This window comes from Marinobacter albus, assembly GCF_030238305.1.
Lineage (GTDB): Bacteria > Pseudomonadota > Gammaproteobacteria > Pseudomonadales > Oleiphilaceae > Marinobacter > Marinobacter albus.
In genome coordinates this window covers 998,342-1,016,529 of record NZ_JASSQD010000001.1, presented here as the reverse complement: position 1 = coordinate 1,016,529, position 18,188 = coordinate 998,342, and the positions used below count along the sequence as shown (strand labels likewise).

Annotated in this window: 20 protein-coding genes; 6 read left to right on the top strand and 14 right to left on the bottom strand. The window is 60.8% G+C overall.

The features are described from left to right. Positions 1-88 precede the first annotated feature (88 nt). Complete coding sequence (locus QQF73_RS04730) at positions 89-1,003, top strand: DMT family transporter (RefSeq protein WP_219866604.1); 915 nt, start codon at positions 89-91, stop codon at positions 1,001-1,003. 20 nt (positions 1,004-1,023) lie between these two features. Here the strand turns inward: QQF73_RS04730 and QQF73_RS04725 are convergent, their stop codons facing one another. Continuing rightward, complete coding sequence (locus QQF73_RS04725; RefSeq protein WP_219866605.1) at positions 1,024-1,671, bottom strand: DUF1294 domain-containing protein; 648 nt, start codon at positions 1,669-1,671, stop codon at positions 1,024-1,026. A gap of 282 nt (positions 1,672-1,953) precedes the next feature. Here QQF73_RS04725 and codB point away from each other — a divergent pair, with 282 nt between their 5' ends. From codB to codA, 3 genes are read left to right on the top strand one after another with little or no spacing between them, the layout of a single operon-like run. After that, entirely contained in the window at positions 1,954-3,237 is a 1,284-nt protein-coding gene (codB, locus tag QQF73_RS04720; RefSeq protein WP_219866606.1) for a cytosine permease, read from the top strand. After that, complete coding sequence (locus QQF73_RS04715; protein WP_285367403.1) at positions 3,238-3,861, top strand: PucR family transcriptional regulator; 624 nt, start codon at positions 3,238-3,240, stop codon at positions 3,859-3,861. Positions 3,862-3,890: 29 nt separating this feature from the next. Beyond that, positions 3,891-5,147: a cytosine deaminase gene (gene codA / locus QQF73_RS04710; RefSeq protein ID WP_285367402.1), complete on the top strand. Its 1,257-nt coding sequence runs from the start codon at positions 3,891-3,893 to the stop codon at positions 5,145-5,147. Here the strand turns inward: codA and ybiA are convergent. Then, positions 5,136-5,621 (bottom strand): riboflavin biosynthesis intermediates N-glycosidase, encoded by a 486-nt coding sequence (gene ybiA, locus QQF73_RS04705; protein ID WP_219866609.1) that lies wholly within the window; start codon positions 5,619-5,621, stop codon positions 5,136-5,138. The genes codA and ybiA overlap by 12 nt on opposite strands. 183 nt (positions 5,622-5,804) lie before the next feature. Here ybiA and QQF73_RS04700 point away from each other — a divergent pair, with 183 nt between their 5' ends. After that, complete coding sequence (locus tag QQF73_RS04700) at positions 5,805-6,776, top strand: ribonuclease Z (RefSeq protein WP_285367401.1); 972 nt, start codon at positions 5,805-5,807, stop codon at positions 6,774-6,776. On the opposite strand, the gene QQF73_RS04695 is transcribed toward QQF73_RS04700, so the two are convergent. Continuing rightward, positions 6,753-7,703: a homocysteine S-methyltransferase family protein gene (locus QQF73_RS04695; protein WP_219866611.1), complete on the bottom strand. Its 951-nt coding sequence runs from the start codon at positions 7,701-7,703 to the stop codon at positions 6,753-6,755. The genes QQF73_RS04700 and QQF73_RS04695 overlap by 24 nt on opposite strands. A gap of 208 nt (positions 7,704-7,911) precedes the next feature. Between QQF73_RS04695 and QQF73_RS04690 the strand changes: the two genes are divergently transcribed. Next, a complete protein-coding gene (locus QQF73_RS04690) occupies positions 7,912-8,535 on the top strand; it encodes a TetR/AcrR family transcriptional regulator (protein WP_219866612.1) in 624 nt (207 codons plus the stop codon). On the opposite strand, the gene QQF73_RS04685 is transcribed toward QQF73_RS04690, so the two are convergent. The 11 genes from QQF73_RS04685 to QQF73_RS04635 form a co-directional block, all read right to left on the bottom strand. After that, complete coding sequence (locus QQF73_RS04685; protein ID WP_219866613.1) at positions 8,536-8,913, bottom strand: DUF1622 domain-containing protein; 378 nt, start codon at positions 8,911-8,913, stop codon at positions 8,536-8,538. 129 nt (positions 8,914-9,042) lie between these two features. Then, complete coding sequence (locus QQF73_RS19260) at positions 9,043-9,135, bottom strand: hypothetical protein (protein ID WP_425607950.1); 93 nt, start codon at positions 9,133-9,135, stop codon at positions 9,043-9,045. Between the two features lie 715 nt (positions 9,136-9,850). Then, positions 9,851-10,546, bottom strand: a complete 696-nt coding sequence (locus tag QQF73_RS04675) for a vWA domain-containing protein (protein ID WP_219866615.1) — start codon at positions 10,544-10,546, stop codon at positions 9,851-9,853. A 117-nt stretch (positions 10,547-10,663) separates the two neighbouring features. Continuing rightward, positions 10,664-11,677 (bottom strand): hydrogenase expression/formation protein HypE, encoded by a 1,014-nt coding sequence (hypE, locus tag QQF73_RS04670; protein ID WP_345782957.1) that lies wholly within the window; start codon positions 11,675-11,677, stop codon positions 10,664-10,666. Positions 11,678-11,702: 25 nt separating this feature from the next. Then, on the bottom strand, positions 11,703-12,809 hold the full coding sequence (gene hypD / locus QQF73_RS04665; RefSeq protein ID WP_285367396.1) for a hydrogenase formation protein HypD: 1,107 nt from the start codon (positions 12,807-12,809) through the stop codon (positions 11,703-11,705). Next, complete coding sequence (locus tag QQF73_RS04660) at positions 12,806-13,072, bottom strand: HypC/HybG/HupF family hydrogenase formation chaperone (RefSeq protein WP_219866617.1); 267 nt, start codon at positions 13,070-13,072, stop codon at positions 12,806-12,808. Before QQF73_RS04660 ends, hypD begins: the two co-directional genes overlap by 4 nt. Further along, positions 13,045-15,384 (bottom strand): carbamoyltransferase HypF, encoded by a 2,340-nt coding sequence (gene hypF, locus QQF73_RS04655; RefSeq protein ID WP_285367394.1) that lies wholly within the window; start codon positions 15,382-15,384, stop codon positions 13,045-13,047. Before hypF ends, QQF73_RS04660 begins: the two co-directional genes overlap by 28 nt. After that, complete coding sequence (locus QQF73_RS04650) at positions 15,381-15,662, bottom strand: hydrogenase/urease maturation nickel metallochaperone HypA (protein WP_285367393.1); 282 nt, start codon at positions 15,660-15,662, stop codon at positions 15,381-15,383. The genes hypF and QQF73_RS04650 overlap by 4 nt, the downstream gene beginning before the upstream one ends. Next, positions 15,655-16,134: a hydrogenase maturation protease gene (locus QQF73_RS04645; protein WP_285367392.1), complete on the bottom strand. Its 480-nt coding sequence runs from the start codon at positions 16,132-16,134 to the stop codon at positions 15,655-15,657. The genes QQF73_RS04650 and QQF73_RS04645 overlap by 8 nt, the downstream gene beginning before the upstream one ends. After that, entirely contained in the window at positions 16,127-17,416 is a 1,290-nt protein-coding gene (locus QQF73_RS04640; RefSeq protein WP_285367391.1) for a Ni/Fe hydrogenase subunit alpha, read from the bottom strand. Before QQF73_RS04640 ends, QQF73_RS04645 begins: the two co-directional genes overlap by 8 nt. Next, positions 17,406-18,188 carry an NADH-quinone oxidoreductase subunit B family protein gene (locus QQF73_RS04635; RefSeq protein ID WP_285367390.1) on the bottom strand — a complete coding sequence of 261 codons (783 nt, stop codon included), beginning with the start codon at positions 18,186-18,188 and terminating at the stop codon, positions 17,406-17,408. Before QQF73_RS04635 ends, QQF73_RS04640 begins: the two co-directional genes overlap by 11 nt.

Genomic DNA, 18,188 nt, shown 5'->3' with positions numbered 1-18,188 from the left:
ATTGTTCGAAACGCTCCGATTATCAATCCAATGAACTCCGACACACTGAGGCCCATAACGTTCACGGTTTCACGTTGGAGCAAACCAAATGTTCGCATCGATACAACAGCGCCTGACCTTGCCATCCCAGACCGTCGTCTGGGGACTGTTGATAGCCAATGGATTTCTGATCGCTCTGATGCTGGCGCTGGCGAAAACGGCAACAGCGTCGGGTGTTCCCGCCCTCACCTACGCCTTCTGGCAAACACTGATCGCAGGCCTGGTTCTGTTCTTGTGTTCGCCGAAGTTTGCATGGGCCCCGGAGAAACGGCTGACCATCTACTTTGTCATCAGTGGTCTAACAGGCATCGCCGTTCCCAATGCCATTGCCTTCTACCTCGTGACCAAACTGGGCGCAGGTTTTACCGCCATCATGTATGCGCTGCCCCCGATATTCACCTTCCTGATCGCGACCACGATGGGCCTGGAAAAACGAAGCTGGATGAAGCTTGCAGGCCTGTCGGTCGCGGTGTCCGCCTGTGCCTGGATTGTTGTTCAGCGACATTCCGAGATGAGCCAGTCAAACGGTTTTTGGTTCGCCCTCGGCCTATTGATCCCGACCGCGCTGTCGATCGGTAATGTATACCGGTCGGTGGCCTGGCCCGACCGGGCCAAACCGATGAATCTGGCTGCGGGCACCCTGCTCGCAGCGGCCACGCTGCTTGGCGTACTGGCCGTCTTGTCCGGAACCCAACTGATGGCATTGCAGTTCGGGCCCAGAGTAATATCGATCATCTTCCTGCAGGGCCTTGTCACAGCATTGACCTACTATTGCGGGTTCGAACTTCAGAAGCGTTCCAACCCGGTTTTCTACAGTCAGCTTGGTGCTGTGGCGGCAATGTTTGGGTTAATCATCGGGGTGGTGTGGTTTAGCGAGCGATACTCGCTAACCATCTGGCTGGGGGCGGTGATCGTAATTGCCGGCCTGCGCCTGAGCAATCGCACACCGCGGCACTCGGCATGAGTGGATAACCGCCACGGCCCTCAATAGATACCGCCAAGGGGGTTGAGGGAGAGGGCATGGTCAATGCCGAGTTCCCGCCGCGCAAACTCGGCCTCGGGCCAGAGCAGCAACCAGCCCAGCGCACCGACGTTCAGGATAACGCAGAGCCAGAAGCCAAACTGAAAGGCCCCCTTGCGGGTTTTGTGGCGGAAAAACTGCTGGCCGACCAGGGCACCGGGCCAGCCACAGAGCAATTCCAACAGGTGCAGGCGGTTCTCCGGTACCCGCCGATGACCTTTCACGGCCGCTGCCTTGTCTACAGCGTACATCGCCAACGCCAGCAGGCTCATACCCGCGTAGACCGCCGGCACGATCACGGGCAGGTATCCGAATCGGTAGGCACTGCCCAACCCACCGATCACTCCAATCGCCACCAGCAAGGCCAGCCAGAAACCGGGCGCTACACTCGCGCTGAGCCTGCCAATACCGGCGTACTGGAACTTCCCGGCCCGAATGCGGCCCTGGGAATCTTCCGTGAGCGAGTATCTCACCTCCCGGTTTGCCGACGGCCGGCCACGGCCTGCGTAGGCGCTGATGTGAGCGAAAACGCGCTCACCACCAACGGCAGGAGTGATGAAGCCAAAGCCTTTATCGTCGCTCCACGCCGTGAGTAATCCTTTATGATGCAAGGGGCGTTCTCCCTTCAATGCCTGAATTTTCCCGGGGATTATAGCCGCGCTCGATAGCCATGAACCACCATGACCGAAATGTGTGCACCATTTCCGGGACTCTCCCCGAAAATCGCACCAGGGAAACGCACGCCACCCTGCCCCCATCCCGGCAACCAACCTGTATTGTGCATTGTGCACAAGCGACGTTCGAGATTCCGGAGCCTACCACCGCTTTTACCCACCCATGGCACAAACGTTGCCATCTCCCAACGTGTTTACTCACGATACGGAGAGATCGTCATGACCACCCAGGTAACCCCGAAAGAACAGGACTATCCCCTGAGCCCCGTCCCCATGGATCAACGCAAAAGCGTCTGGTCCATGGGCCTGGTGCTTCTTGGCTTCACCTTCTTCACCGCCACTATGTGGGCCGGTGGCAGTGTCGGTGTCGCATTTGATTTCCCGACCATGCTGATGGTGCTGGCCATCGGAAACCTGCTGCTGGGCACCTACGCCGCCGTGCTCGGCTATATTGCCGCGAAAACCGGCCTGAACACGGCCCTGATGAGCCGGTTCACTTTCGGCGAAGTGGGCAGCAAACTCTCGGACATCATTCTCGGCTTCACCCAGATCGGCTGGTACGCCTGGGGCACTGCGACCATGGCCATCCTCCTGGTCAAGCTGACGGGCATGCCAGAAAGCCTGACCACACCGTTGATGGTGGTGTTCGGGTTCGGTTTCTGCGTGACCGCCTTCATCGGCTATCGGGGGCTGGAACTGCTGTCCCGGTTTGCGGTGCCCGCCATGATTATTCTGGTTGCCGTCAGCATGACCATCGCCACCTCCGATGCCGGTGGCCTGTCCGGGTTGCTGGCGATTACCCCGGCGAATGACATGACCATCGCCGCTGCCATCACGCTGGTGTTCGGCACCTTTGTGAGCGGTGGCACCCAGGCCACCAACTGGACCCGGTTTGCCAGGACCGGCAAGACTGCCGTGATCGCGACACTGCTGGCGTTCTTTCTTGGCAATGGCCTGATGACCCTGATCGGCGCCTTTGGGGCACTGGTATACCAGCAGGCCGATATCGTCGACATCATGGTCGCCCAGGGACTGGCAACGCTCGGCATCCTGATGCTGTTCCTGAACCTCTGGACCACCCAGGACAACACCGTCTACAACTTCGCCGTCGCCGGCTGCAACCTGCTGCGCACCCGTCGCCGCAAACTGGTCACCATCGCCGGCGCGGCCATCGGCACCATGCTCGCCGTGATGGGCATGTACGAATGGCTAATTCCATTTCTCGTACTCCTTGGTACCTTTATCCCGCCAATCGGCGGCGTGATCATGGCCAGCTACTTTGTCGGCTACAAACGCCAGTACCCGGATCTGACCCAAGTAACCCTGCCGGCCTTCAATGTTCCCGGCCTTGCGGCCTATGCCATTGGTTCGGCGGCGGCCTACACTTCACCGTGGATCGCGCCCATTGTGGGTGTGGTTGTTGCCGCCGCGAGTTACGGCCTCGTTCTTCTGATCAGCCAGGCCGTGCGCGAACGCAGAGCCCAGGTAATAGGAGCCCTTTAAGTGCCACTGCGATGCCGGGACATGCTTCGCCTGCCCGGCCTCGAGGCCATCCGGCTGCGGGGCGGAAGCGCCGCCGCGGACAACGCAGTCCGATGGCCCTACGTGGCGGAAAACCGCTCGTTCAAGGTCTGGGTCAAGGGTGGCGAGCTGGTGTTCGTCACCGGGATCAGCCGGCATCGCAGCCCACAGAACCTCGCCGAATGCCTGTACGAGGGCAAGGAGTGCAACATTTCCGGGCTGGTGGTGCTCACCGGAGATGCCTACATCGGACAGTTGCCGAACACGCTGTGCCGCCTGGCGGACGAGCTGTCGATCCCGCTGTTCGAGCAGCCCTATTCCCTGCCGATGATCGAGGTGACCGAAACCATCGGCCGCGCCATTGTCTGGTCTGAACACACCGACGGGCAGGCGCTGGAGGCCGCAACCCTGGCCGGCTCGGCCGACCTGCTGGAGGCGTGGATCGACTGCCGCGGCAACCAGAGCGCCATGGCCGACACCATCGGTTGCCACCGTAATACGGTTCGCAACCGAATGAACCAAATGACCGAATCGCTGCCCAAGGGCATCGACCCGGCCGAGCACTTCAAGACACTGCTGCTGGCTCACCTGCTGTTAAAGCCCTAACCATCCGAGAGCCACGTAAAGGAGACAACATGACCGAACACCTGGATGCCATAGTAAACGCCCGCTTACCCAAGCATGACGGCCTGCATCGCCTGACCATCACCGGGGGCCGCTTCGCCGAGATTACCGCACAGACGGATCGTGTGGCGGCCCGGGCCAATGAACTGGATGCAGACGGCAACCTGGTCACCCCGGCCTTTGTGGAACCGCACATCCACCTGGACGCGGCCATGACGGCCGGTGAGCCCCGCTGGAACCAGAGCGGCACCCTGTTCGAGGGCATCGAGTGCTGGTCCGAGCGCAAGGCCACCCTGAACCACGAGGATGTCATCAGCCGGGCCACCCGAACCCTCAAACTCTTCGCCGCCCATGGCATTCAGTACGTGCGCACCCACGTGGATGTGACTGACCCAAGCCTGACGGCGCTCAAGGCCATGCTGGAGGTGCGGGAGCAAACCGCCAGCTATGTAGACCTGCAGATCGTCGCCTTTCCCCAGGAAGGCATCTGGTCCTTCCCGAACGGCCGGGATCTGATGGAAGAGGCCATTCGTCTGGGCGCTGACGTGGTGGGCGGCATCCCTCATTTCGAATTCACCCGGGACTACGGCGCCGAATCGGTTCGATGGTTGGTAGAGCTGGCCTACAAACACGATCGCCTCGTAGACGTACACTGCGACGAAATCGACGATCCGGAGTCCCGGTTCCTGGAAGTGCTCGCTGCCGAAGCCCTGCGGCTGGACTACGGTTCCCGGGTCACTGCCAGCCACACCTGCGCCATGGGCACCTACAACAATGCCTATTGCAGCCGGCTGTTCCGGTTGCTGAAAAAATCCGGCCTGCGGTTCCTGTCCATGCCCACCGAAAGTCTGCACCTGCAAGGGCGCTTTGATGGCTACCCGAAGCCGCGGGGCCTTACCCGCGTACCCGAACTACTGGATGCCGGCCTGAAAGTCGCCTTCGGCCAGGACTCCATCCGGGATCCCTGGTACCCGATTGGCAACGGCAACATGCTGCGCACCCTCGATGTCGGCCTGCACGCCTGCCACATGCTGGGGATGAGTCAGATCAACCGCTCGCTCGAACTTATCACCGACAACGGCGCTGCCGCCCTGGACCTCAAGGAATACGGCATTGCCAAGGGCATGCCGGCGCGGTGCATCGTGCAGCAGGGACAGACACCCTACGAAGTATTGCTGGGCCAGAGACCGGTGCTGGCCTCCGTTCGGGATGGGAAAGTATTGGTAAGGCGGGAGGCCACAGATTACGAGGCAGGCCTACTGCTCTGAAGCTTCCGCCTGCTCCTGACGCAATTTGGCCCGGACGTTCATCAGAACTTTGCCGTAACCGTTGTGGCCACGCCGATCTCGGCCACAACCCCAGAAGTAATCGTAATTGCTGTTTTCGACGATCTTCTGGTCGCCGGTCTCAAGCAGCGCTTGCGCCAGGTCGGGATAGGTGCGGCAGCGGGTATACACCGCGCGCGTCATGACGGTTTCACGGACCTTTTTCCAGTCTGGCCGCAAGCTCTTATGGCGCTTGCGGCCCAGCTTTCCCGCGCGAGCGGGTGTGGTTGCCGTTCGGATCTTTTCCTGCCGGTTTTCATCGGTGAATTTCATGGCCTGGAAGTAGTGTTCCACGGTGGGCCAGACCTTGCCCTCCAGCTCGAAGCTATACGCGGCGTGGGTTCCAAATGGGTTCTCTGGATCGGTTCGTGAAAGGAACAGATCGTTCTCACCGTTGTCTGCCGGGAAAAGAGACATAGTTGCTACCGCCTGGGAAATGAATAATGAGCTTACAGAAGCCTCTCGCCCATATCACTCCGGCGGCGGACTCACGCAAGCGAGCGTTACTGGGGAAAGGTTAACAGATAAGATGGCATATACCCTGTTCCACCTGACTTCATTAAAATTTCCCGGGGCAACCTGACCGCAAAACGAGGATCCATGGACTTCACCTTTCTGGGCACATCCGCCGGAACACCGACACGATCGCGCAATGTCAGCGGCCTCGCGCTTTCCCGGTCCGGCCACAAGCCCTGGTACCTGGTGGACTGCGGCGAGGGCACGCAGCACCAGTTGCTGCGGGTTCATTACTCGGTCATGCAGTTGCGGGCGATATTCATCACCCATATCCACGGCGACCACACCTTTGGCCTCCCAGGACTTCTTACCAGCGCATCCATGCTGGGACGGACGGAACCACTGGACATCATCACCCCTGCCCAGGTTGAACGTTTCATCAACGCGGTGCTCGAGAACAGCGACTCCAGCCTGAGCTACCCCCTGAACTTCATCGATTCCGAAGCGCCGGACTTCCACTGGCAGGATGAGCACCTCGGGGTGACCAACGTGGCGCTGTCCCATCGGGTACCCTGTCGGGCCTATGTTTTCACCGAGCGGAATCTGGAACGGCAACTATTGGTGGACAAGTTGCGGGAGGATGGTATCAACGCCGGACCTGGCTGGGGCGAGCTGCAGAAAGGCCATGACGTAACCCTTGCGGATGGCCGAGTACTCAGGAGCGAGGACTACACACACATTCCCCGGGTTGCCCGCCGGCTGATCGTAGCCGGCGACAACGACGACCCGGGCTTGCTGGCCGATGCCTGCACGGGCAGCCACGTGCTGGTTCATGAGGCCACCTACACCCAGGAGGTGGCCGACCGGGTCGGCCCGTGGCCGCAACACAGCTCCGCCCAACAGGTGGCCCGGTTTGCCCAGCAGGTGCACCTGCCCAACCTGGTGCTGACCCACTTCAGTTCCCGGTACCAGTCCCGGCCCGAGGGCACACCCAACATCAACCAACTGGCAGCAGAAGCCATGCAGCACTACCAGGGGCAGCTCTTCCTGGCCCGGGATTTCGACAGCTACCGCCTGGAAAAGGATCTGTCCCTAAGCCGCATCCTGGCTGACTAATCGCAGGCTTATTTGCTCAATATGACGCTGATCCGTCCCGCAACAACCGCCCACCACGTTTATGCTGGGAAAACGATCTAGCAGGCGCCGATAGTCCAGCCCGAATTCCTCCGGGTTACCATCGTCCAACTCGTCGGCCTCATCCAGTTCGGCGTGACTGCACCGGGAGGCGTTTGCGCGGATGCCGCGTACACGGTCAATACGCTCCATCGCCGCCAGGCTCGATTCAAAATGACTGGGGTGAGCACAATTGACCATGTAATAGGCCGGATAGCCATCGCTCGCCGCATCAACGAGAGCGATGGCCTCATCCAGGGTTTCACCGCTCGGGAGTCGACCGTCGGTTTCCACGGTAAAGGAAATAATCGCCGGAATGCGCCGATCACGGGCAGCCAGGGCAATGCCACTGGCTTCCTCGACATAATTCATCGTGACTGCGGTAACACAATCGGCCGCACTCAACGCAAAACTGCCAATCTGTTCCCCGTGATAGTCACGGGCTTCGGTCTCGGTCATCCGGTTCTCGGCCCGATAACCGTCCCCCCGCGGCCCAATGCATCCGCTGATAACGTAGGGCTGATCGGCGCTCTCGAATTCCTCACGAATCGATTCCATCAGTCCGATCGCCGCCGTGTTCAGGTCATGCAACTCCGCCGTTGTGTAGCCGATCTTTTGCCCCCATTCCGGGCTCGAACGCCAGGTCGGAGATTCCAGAATGAAGCCAAGACCCGCCTGCTTTGCTATCCGCGCGTAGCTCCGATAATATTTTTTCAACGCATCTCGACCTTCTTGATCATTCAACAACACGAAGGCAGCGAATTCGGGAAGCTCGATTCCCTCATGAAAGATCAGGCTGGTTTCGAGGCCGCCGTCGGTAATGAAAAGCTGGTCGCCCAGCTGTGGAAGTGCTTGTCTGTAGGCGCTCATGATCTGGTCCCTCCTGGGCTTGGGGTTGTTGTGAGTCTTTTATAGTAGGCACCAGGGCAGGTGCAGGTAAGCACTTCAGGTGGGAATTGAAATTTCAGTCGACAGGCTTTAAATCAAAGGTATAAGCAGTTTCTTGGGGCATTTCATCTGATCATTGAGCGGAAAACTGTACCCCGGGTGCAGTTTCATCGATGAGAGCGAGGCCACCATGTCAAACCGGTCCCATGCTACGCAGGAACGAATCCTGGCTGCCGCGGAAACCCTGATTCTGGGGCGGGGTTTTTCGAGCACAGGCATCGACGAAATCGTGGATGCCGCCGCCATCACCAAAAGCGGCTTCTTCTACCACTACGCTGATAAAAACGAGATGGCCAGGGCGCTGGTCAAGCGATACCTGGAAAAAGACAACCAGGTCTTCACCGATCTGTTCGCCCGCGCCGATTCCCTCTCGGAAGATCCCCTCCAACAACTGCTGATATTCCTGCATTTGTTTGCCGAAACCATGACCAGGATGGAGATGACGCACCCGGGCTGCCTGGTTGTCACCTTTACCTATGAACGCTACCAGGCTGATGAACAGGTTGCGGACATGGTGCGTCAGGGCGTCCTGACCTGGCGGCAATTGATCGCACAGCGGTTGGCAACGATTGCCGAAATCTATCCCCCGCGCCTGGAAGTTGATCTGGAGGAACTGGCAGACATGTTTACCACCGTCGTCGAGGGTGGAATCCTGTTGACCCGGGTTTTCGATCACAACAAACACCTGGGAAGACAGGTTCTGCTCTACCGGAACTTTTTGCGGATGATATTCAGCCCGGATCCCAGTCGTTAACTACGGCGCACTGTCCTTTTGCCAAGGCCAACGCCCCTCAGCTTCCAGATGCAACGTCAAGCTCAAGAAACTTCTGATTAAAATGATGAGCGCAAGGATACCGACGTTTTCCAGGGAATCGGCCACGACCACCGTCCGTATGATGTCCCCAGCAATCAAAAACTCCAGGCCAAGGATGATGGAGCGCCCCAAACCCTTCCGGTATTTTTTGTAGGCCACGCCCTCTTCAACGCTGCGATAGGTGCGAACGAATGTCGTGGTTGAGATGCCGGACCCGATTATTATCACCAGGATTCCGAAGGCCTCAATCCCAAAGCCCACCACGGTTATTACTTCAAGGAAACTGGTTTGCATCTCATCATCCCGGAAGGTATCCAACTGCGACCGCCTGCGTGAAGCGAGTGTCCGTTGTTTTCGATCCGCATGGATCTCTCCACGCCACCGGTTCTCAAATCATAGTCGACGCCGGCGCGGTTCTTCCAAGTTCTTTACCACGCGAAAGATAAATCAACAGGTTCCAGGGCGAAACAAGGAAACGTCAGCCCAGAAGGCGTTCCTTGGCTTCATTGATACGCGACGCCAGGTAGTTACTTCCGCCATGGTCCGGGTGCAGTTTCTGCATCATCCGGCGGTGCGCCTGGATGATCTCTTTTCGGCTGGCACCAGGCTGAAGCCCGAGGATGTCCAGGGCCTCACTTTCGGTCAGAGGACCGCCGGCGCTGCCGGTACTGCTGCGCTCGCCGGACTCCTCGCCTTCGGCATCGGCCTCGTCGTCCGTGCGCCACGAGTCTCCGAACCGGTGGTCGAGGTAGGTTTCCAGCAGCCGGGCCGAGTCCTCGTCATGGGCCCGACAGTAGCGTAACAATTCCAGAAATTCGCCCTCGCCCAGATCCGCGAGTTCCCGGCCGGCCATGGGGCCCTTAAGTATTTTGCCGGTCATGGCGCCGGAGTCGTGGTCCAGAGTCATTTCGAGAATGTCGCTGGTCACATGGGATTGATTGCCCGGTTTGGCCTTTGCGTTCCTTCCGCCCGCACCCGCCATGCGCCCCATCAATAGAGGCGGCAGTACACGGCGCAGCAGGGGGTAAAGAAACGCCAACAAGGCAAAGACAAAGTGCAATCGGCCGGTAACGGCCAGCACCACCACAATCCCGATCCCGACGAACAGCGCCAACCTGATCGCAGCCGGCCCGCGCTGGCGACGCGGCAAACTGCGCAGCCATAAAGCCGCAAATAGTGACACCACGAGAAATAGGAGTGTTATGTGCACTCAGAACTCCGGGCTAGTCGGCCCACTGTTGTGTTGGCAGTTATCTTATCGGATCTGCTTGGTCAGGCGCTTCACTTCCGCCGAACTCCGGCTGGAAAAATCCTCCAGGGCCTTGGCGCCTCCGGACGCATAGACAGCGACCGCCGCCATAAGATCCTTCAGAATTTGCGGGCTGTTGCGATCGAAGGGAGCATAGGCACCTCCGGACAGCTTGCTCACCTGCTGGAACACCGCCCGGGCGTGGGCATCGGTGCCTTCATGGAACATGAACACCGGCGTGCGCAGCATGCCCAACTCGCCGGCACTGTGGCAGAGCTCGTCCACCGGCTCCTCGCAGCAGTCCCCAATGAATACTACGGCCTTCACAGACTCTTTGCGGGTCTCCTTGACTGCGTGCGCCAGCACCTTCTTGATCTGGGTGTGGCCACCCAGGCAGGACACGCCGTTCATCAGGTTCAGGAGCTGACCGGTCTCGGTGACAAACTTCGTGGCCTTGAATTCACCGAAGCCCCGGTAGTAGCACAGCTGGATGGCCAGGCCGCCCAGGTCCCTGGCTGCCATGAACAGCTCACTCTGCAGGTGGCAGGCCTGATCCCAGGTTGCCTCCCGGCTCGCTGTGGCGTCCAGGGCGAAGATCAGCCGCCCCTGACCACCACCCTGACTGGGCAGTTTCTGAACCTGGTGGATAAACTGGTCAATGGCCTGTTTATCGGATTTGGGGCGTAGCTCTTTGTCGGACATAAATGTCTTAAACCGTCTCGATTAATCTGACCCTCTCTGGAATCCTAGGGCAAAGGCAACCCGATTCACAGGCCACCGCCAATGCCGGAATTTTGAGCTGCTTCCCGGCCTTTTACCTTAGCAAATGCGGGGTAACTGCTCTCCAGAGAGCCTGTCGATGACCCGAGTCGCACCAATTATGCTGGAGGCTGTAACCACGCCGGCGGCCCCCTGCACGAAACGGCCGATCTCAACAGCCGCTTCGGTGACCGGATACTGTCCGAGCACCTCCATGGCATGGGCCGCATCCTCTTCGGCCACAATAGCGATAAAGCGGCCCTCGTTGGCGACATGCAGAGGGTCCAGCCCCAGAAGCTCGCAAAACGCGGAGACGTCTTCCCGGACCGGGATATCAGCCTCACGGATCTCCGCTGCCAGGCCAGCGCTTTCCGAGACTTCCACCAGGGCACTGGCCAGGCCCCCGCGGGTAAGATCGCGGAGACAGTGGACATCTATGCCCTCTGCCAACAACCCCAGAACAGCCGGCGCAACGGAAGCACAGTCGCTCTCGATCGCCGATTCCAGATCCAGCTTCTCCCGCGCCGTCATCACTGCGACGCCGTGGCGTCCAATATCGCCACTAAGCACAATGCGGTCGCCGGCCTGAATCCGGCAAGGCTCTACCGGCTGGGGTGCCACAACCTGTCCGACTCCGGCGGTATTGATGTAGACACCATCCGCCTTGCCGCGCTCCACCACCTTGAGGTCGCCGGTTACGATCCGCACACCCGCATCCGCTGCCGCACCGGCCATGGAATCGACAACCCGGCGCAACGTGGCCAGCGGCAAACCTTCTTCGAGAATAAAACCGGCACTCAGGTATTGCGGCCTCGCCCCGCACATGGCGAGGTCGTTGACCGTGCCATGCACCGCCATGATCCCGATATCCGAGCCCGGAAAGAACAGCGGCCGCACCACGTAGGAGTCCGTTGTGAACGCCATGGCACCGGGCATGTCCACCACAGCGCCGTCGTGCTGCTTTGCCAGCCAGGGATTTTCAAACGCCGGACGGAAAATACCATCAAGCAACTCCGCCATCGCCCGGCCACCGCCGCCGTGGGCCATTTTTACCACGTCATGGTCATCGTTCATCGGCGGGCAATGATTGTCGCAACGGTCACTCACGGGCTGAACCTCCCGCCGGTCGTCGGTACCGGTAATAGGCGGCGCACGCGCCCTCCTCAGAGACCATCGTTACTCCCATCGGGCGTTCCGGAGTGCAGCGGGTGCCGAAGGCGGGGCATTGGTTCGGGCGAATGTCGCCCCGCAACACCGCTCCACTGAGGCATTCTCCCTGCCTCTCGGCCCCGCCGCTTACTGCACCAAAACGGGTTTCGGCGTCGTAGGATTGGTAGGCGGGTGACAACCCCAGACCACTGCGAGGAATGCCTCCCATGCCCCGCCATTGCCTGGGCACCACCTGGAAGACCGTCTGCATCACCTGCTGGGCCATGGCGTTACCCGGGCGGCGGACGGCCCGGCTGTACTGGTTTTCAACACGGCTCTCGCCCCGCTCCAGTTGACGGACACAGCGGTAGACTCCCTCGAGGATGTCCAGGGGTTCAAAGCCGGTCACGACAATCGGAACACCGTGCTCACGGGCAATGGGTTCGTACTCCTCATATCCGGTAATCGTGCAGACATGACCAGCCGCCAGGAAACCCTGAATCCGGTTGCCCGGGCGCTCCAGCAAGGCCCGGATGGCCGGTGGCACCAGCACTTGCGAGACCAGCACCGAGAAATTCCCAAGCCCCTCGCGATGAGCCTGGTAGACCGCCATGGCATTGGCCGGGGCTGTGGTCTCAAATCCGACGGCAAAGAACACCACCTCATGCTCCGGGTTCTGTCGGGCCACCGTCAGCGCTTCGAGCGGCGAATACACCACCTGGACTTGCCCTCCCTGAGCCCTTGCAACGGACAGGTCCGATTGCGTTCCGGGCACTCGCAGCATATCGCCAAAGGTGCAGAGGATGACGCCCGGCAGCGCAGTCATTTCCAGGGCCTTGTCGATGTAGGCGATGGGCGTCACGCACACCGGGCATCCCGGCCCGTGAATCAGGGAAATGGCGTCCGGCAGCAGTTGATCGACCCCGAAGCGCACAATGGCGTGGGTCTGCCCCCCGCATACCTCCATGAGCGTCCAGGGGCGAGTAACAATGCGGGCAATGACATCGGCGTACTCGCGGGCAGCATCAGGCGTGCGATATTCGTCACGATACTTCATCGCGGCATCGGCCCCCCTGATTCCGACTCGCCCGCCTCCTGTTCAAGGGTGTCGAGATACTCGAAAACACGCTTTGCCTCCCGCGGGTCTACAACGGTAATGGCAAACCCCACATGCACCAGCACGTATTCCTGCTCTCGCACATCCGGCACATAGGCCAGATTGACCGACTTGACGATACCGCCAAAATCGACGCGCCCCTGACGGGTGAGTGGATCGTCGCCCTCAATGCTTATCACGCGTCCCGGTACGGCCAGACACATGGCCCCTCCCTGCCCTGCAGAGCACCGGTTGCCCAGGCCAGCTGACCCACCGCCAGGCCGCCGTCATTGGGCGGCAGCCGGCACGGCCAGAACACCTGAAATCCGGCACCCTCAAGTGCTGTTATGGTCGATTCCAGCAGGCAGGCGTTCTGGAAACATCCGCCAGCCAGCACCACTCTCGACAGCTTAGTCTGTTTCGCCACCGCCACAATGGCGTTGACCAGCCCCTGGTGGAAAGCTGCCGAAATCCCGGACACCGGCTCCCCCCTCTCCATGTCGTCCAGCAATGCGAAAACCGCCGGCGCCCAATCAACCTGCCAGGGTCGAGCAGCCTCCGGCTCCGGCAGCTCGAAGCGGTAGGGGGATGTGGTGTCGGTGCGTCCCAGGACTGCCTCCAGCTCGGCCGCGGCCTGCCCCTCATAACTGGCCCGCAAGCAGACGCCGGATAGTGCGGCCACGGCATCAAACAGTCGCCCCACACTCGACGTTTCCGGCGCGTTCAGGCCGGCCTTGAGGGCCTGCATCAACAGCTTTCTTTCGGCTTTGGTAAAGCTGTTCACCGGGGCGAGGGTTTCCCACTCGTCAGCCTGTTCAGCCATCAACGCATGCAGCAGCCCGAGGGCTGAGCGACGGGGCTCTTTCATGGCCGCTTCGCCACCCGGGAGTCGGAACGGCCGCAGATGCGCCACCCGCTCGTACCCTTGCGAATCCAGACGCAGGAATTCTCCGCCCCACAACGTATGATCATCGCCAAGCCCACTGCCGTCCCAGGCCACCCCAAGCACGGGCTCAGTGATTCCATACTCAGCCATCACCGCCGCAATGTGTGCCACGTGGTGCTGAACCGCACACGGAGCATCACAACGGGCCCGGGCGAAGTGCGTTGTGTAATAGTCTGGATGGCCATCGTGGGCCCAACGCCAGGGCACACTCGCAAACAACCTCTGCAGATCATCGACCGTGCGAGCGAAGCCTTCCCGCCCCAGGGCATTGTCCATATCACCCAGGTGCTGGCTGAGCACCGCCGCCCCGTGGCCCGTGCTCAGGGCTACGGTGGTTTTCAGATGACCCCCGGTCGCCCCCCAGCCGGGGGGCAACGTAAGGGGCAGAGACAGATTCGGCGAGAAGCCACGGGCGCGCCGGAGCAGTTGTGCCCGCCCTGCCACCACCCGAGCCACGGAATCGTCCAGAGGGCGCACAATGGGCCGATCGTGCATCAGAAACCCGTCGGCAATCCCGTCCAGACGCGCCAACGCTTCCTGATTATCGACAGCAATCGGCTCGCCGCTGAGGTTGCCGCTGGTGGCAACCACGGGAAACCCCAGATCATCGAGCAGGAGTTCGTGCAACGGTGTGCAGGGCAACATCACACCGAGCTCTGCCCGGCCGGGCGCCAGGTTGGCGGCCAGACCATGGTGAAGCGCTTGAAGCAGGACGATGGGACGCTCCGGACCGGTGAGCAGTTGGCTTTCCGGCATCGACACCGCACACCTCTGCCGCACAGAGGCCAGCGAATCGAACATCACCGCCAGGGGCTTTCGTGGCCGGTGCTTGCGTTCGCGCAGAGCTTGCACGGCCCGGGTATTGCGGGCATCGACCAGCAACTGAAACCCGCCCTGGCCCTTCAGCGCAATGATGTCTCCGGCCGCCAGACGACTGACCGCCTCAGACAGGGCGGCCTCATCTTTTGCCAGCACCGTGCCATCGGCGCGGCACAACACAGTGCGCGGACCGCAGTCCGGGCAGGCGTTGGGTTCGGCATGAAAGCGCCGGCTGGCCGGATCGTGGTACTCCGCCAGGCAACGGGGACACATCTGAAAGTGTCTCATCGCGGTGCGGGCGCGGTCGTACGGTAACCCCTCGATCAAGCTGTATCTCGGGCCGCAGTCCGTGCAATTGATAAACGGGTACCGGTAACGCCGGTTGATGGGATCGTGCAGTTCCTCGGAGCATTGCCGGCAGGGCGCCAGATCCACAGGCAGCCGGGTGGAGGCAGCGCCCTCCTCCTGACTCTGGCGAATCTGGAATGCCTGAAACACAGGAGACCGGGCAACCACCTCCGCATGAACCTCTTCGACGCGGGCGTTCGCCGGAGCCTGCACCCTCAGCGATTCGACCAGGCTCTGCAACACCTCCGGCTGCCCCTCGGCCTCAATAGTCACGCCATCCGGGGTATTGCCAACCCAGCCCGACAGGCCCAGGCCGGTCGCCAAACGATAGACAAACGGCCGATAACCCACGCCCTGAACCAGGCCCTGGACACGAACCTGCCAACGCACTGGCTGAGCTTCTACCCGGCATTCGTCGGTCATGGGCTGGCTTCATCCTCCGTCTCCACGTCCAGACTCCGTAACAATACATCCTGGGCATTGGGGTGATTGATATCGTCAGACGTTTCGATCCGGAGCTGAGCCTGGTCGGCACAGGTGCCAGCTGCCTCCTGACGGAAGTGATCGGTGAAATGTTCCGGCGACATATGACACAGCGCGCCCAGCCATACCGCCACCTCCACTACACGCTGGGCCTGTTCATCCGCGCACAGCTTCTCGACCCTTTGAACCAGATTCCTGACCAGCGCCGTTTCATGCATCTTCATTCTCCTGCCGGATGCTATCCATCACAGCCTGAGTCACCCGGGGAAGTGTGTCCTCCACTGGCAGGGACAACCCCTCGCCCGCCCCGAAACTGGCTGCCTCCACCGCAAACACCTGGCATACCGGCGGCAGTGAATCGAGCGCGCGGGCCAGTTCGATCGCTTCAGACAACCCCAGCGCATGGGACGAAAACGCGCCTCCCAGAGCTGGCAGTGGCACGGCGCTGGCATCGAACACGCGGAGGTTCCCCGGCTCCAGACCCATGACGGCAGCATCGACCAGGTACACCGCCCGGGCACCGGTCATCATGTCCACGAGTCCGGCCACTTCCCCGCTGTGCTCGACCACGTCGACGGTTTCCGGCAGGCGTTCATCAAGGGCGTCCGCAACCAGCGGTCCGAGAGCATCATCTCCCCGGTCCCGGTTGCCAATACCAATGACCCTGATCGGCCGGGAAGCATCACTCATGGCGGACATCCAGTTTGAGAAAATGCGTGGCGCAGGAGATACAGGGATCGTAGTTGCGAATGGTCTGCTCACAGCGTTCGCGGAGGGCATCGGCTGGCAAATCAAGCCAGCCGCCCACCAGTTCTTTCAGGTCGGCTTCGATGCTGGGCTGATTCTGTGCTGTGGGCGGCACAATCTGCGCCTCGAGAATGCCACCGTTGTCATCAAGTCGGTAACGGTGAAACAGCAGACCGCGCGGCGCCTCGGTACAACCGAAGCCTTCCGACGCCTTCGGCTCGGCGGGTTCGAACGGTCGCTCAGGTTCGCGGTATTCGTCGATTATCCGCAGCGCTTCATCGCAGGCGTACACAACCTCGACGCTGCGCACCACAATGCTCTGGAACGGATTGTTGCAGGTGATCCCCAAACCCGCTTCTTTCGCCGCCTCCCGGGCCAGTGGAGAGAGTTGGGCAAAATTGAGGCTGTAGCGTGCCAGCGGCCCGACCAGATAACAGTCATGCTCGCGCAAGTGCGAGTGCAGCGCCGTCGAGCGCTGAACGTGGGACTCCACAAAGTGACGATTGTAGTCCTCGACAGCAATATCCAGCCCACGGTTCGACATGATGCGTCCGCTGTTCATGGCGTACTCATCCGGGTGGTGCAGAGCGACCAGATGATAGTCCCGCTCGGCCTCCGGCATGTTCAGACCAGCTGTCCAGCGTACAGTCGCCAGGGCACCCTCGCGGGCGTGTTTCAGGGTTTCGGCCAGCGGTTCCAACTCCTTGCGGGTCGGAGCTCGATAGAATCCCCCCACGCGCACATTGATGGGGTGAATCTCCCGCCCTCCCAGCAGGGTCATGATGGCATTGCCCGCTTTCTTCAGGGACAGCCCCCGTTTGACAATGTCTGGATAATCCCTGGCCATGTCCACTGCCCCGGCGTAGCCCAGAAAGTCCGGGGCGTGGAGCATGTAGATGTGCAAGGCGTGACTTTCGATCCACTCCCCGCAGTACAACAGTCGACGCAAGGCTCTCAGCGGCCCCTCGACCTCGATACCCAGCGCGTTCTCCATCGCACTCACCGCACTCATCTGATAAGCCACAGGGCAGATTCCGCAGATGCGGGCGGTCACATCCGGTGCCTCGGCAAAATTGCGCCCACGCAGGAAAGCCTCGAAAAACCGTGGGGGCTCAAAGATGCGCAGCTCCGCCTTGCTCACCTGGCCGTCGCGGATCGTCACATTCAGGGCACCCTCACCCTCGACCCGCGCCAGATAATCCACCTTGATGGTCTTACGGCTCATGGCGTTCGCTCTCGTCACGGAACGGGGCGGCCCAGGCGTTGAAATTCCGGTAGAAGCGCAACCGCTCGGCCCGGCCCATACCCAGCTGCTCCAGTCGCTCACTCAGCGCTGGTGCGTTGGGGTTTTCCTTCGGCCCATAACAGCCGTAACAACCCCGGTTATAGGACGGACACAAGGCATTGCAGCCGCTGTGGGTCAACGGCCCCAGACAGGCGGTTCCATGAGCCACCATCACACAGACATTGCCCCTGAGCTTGCAATCCAGACACACGCTGTGGGCCGGCGTGACCGGCCGCCGACCGCACAGAAACGCCGATACCACTTCCAGTAACTGGTGCTTGCTGATCGGACAGCCACGCAGTTCAAAATCCACAGCCACGTGGTCGGAGATCGGCGTCGACGTGGACAGGGTTTCAATATATTCGGGACGGGCGTAGACCGCCGCCATGAAGTCATCCATATCGGCGAAGTTACGCAACGCCTGGATGCCCCCGGCCGTAGCGCAGGCACCGATGGTTACCAGCGTTCGAGAGCGCCGGCGCACGTCCTGGATACGCTCGGCATCGTGAGCTGTCGTGATGGAGCCCTCCACCAGGGACAGATCGTAAATACCGCGAATACCGCCGCGGGTGGCCTCCGGAAAATAGGCGATATCGACGGCACCGGCGACCTGCAACAATTCATCCTCACAATCGAGCAAACTCAGCTGGCAGCCATCGCAGGACGCGAACTTCCAGACGCCGAGGCGCGGTTTATGATCCGGGCGCGCCAT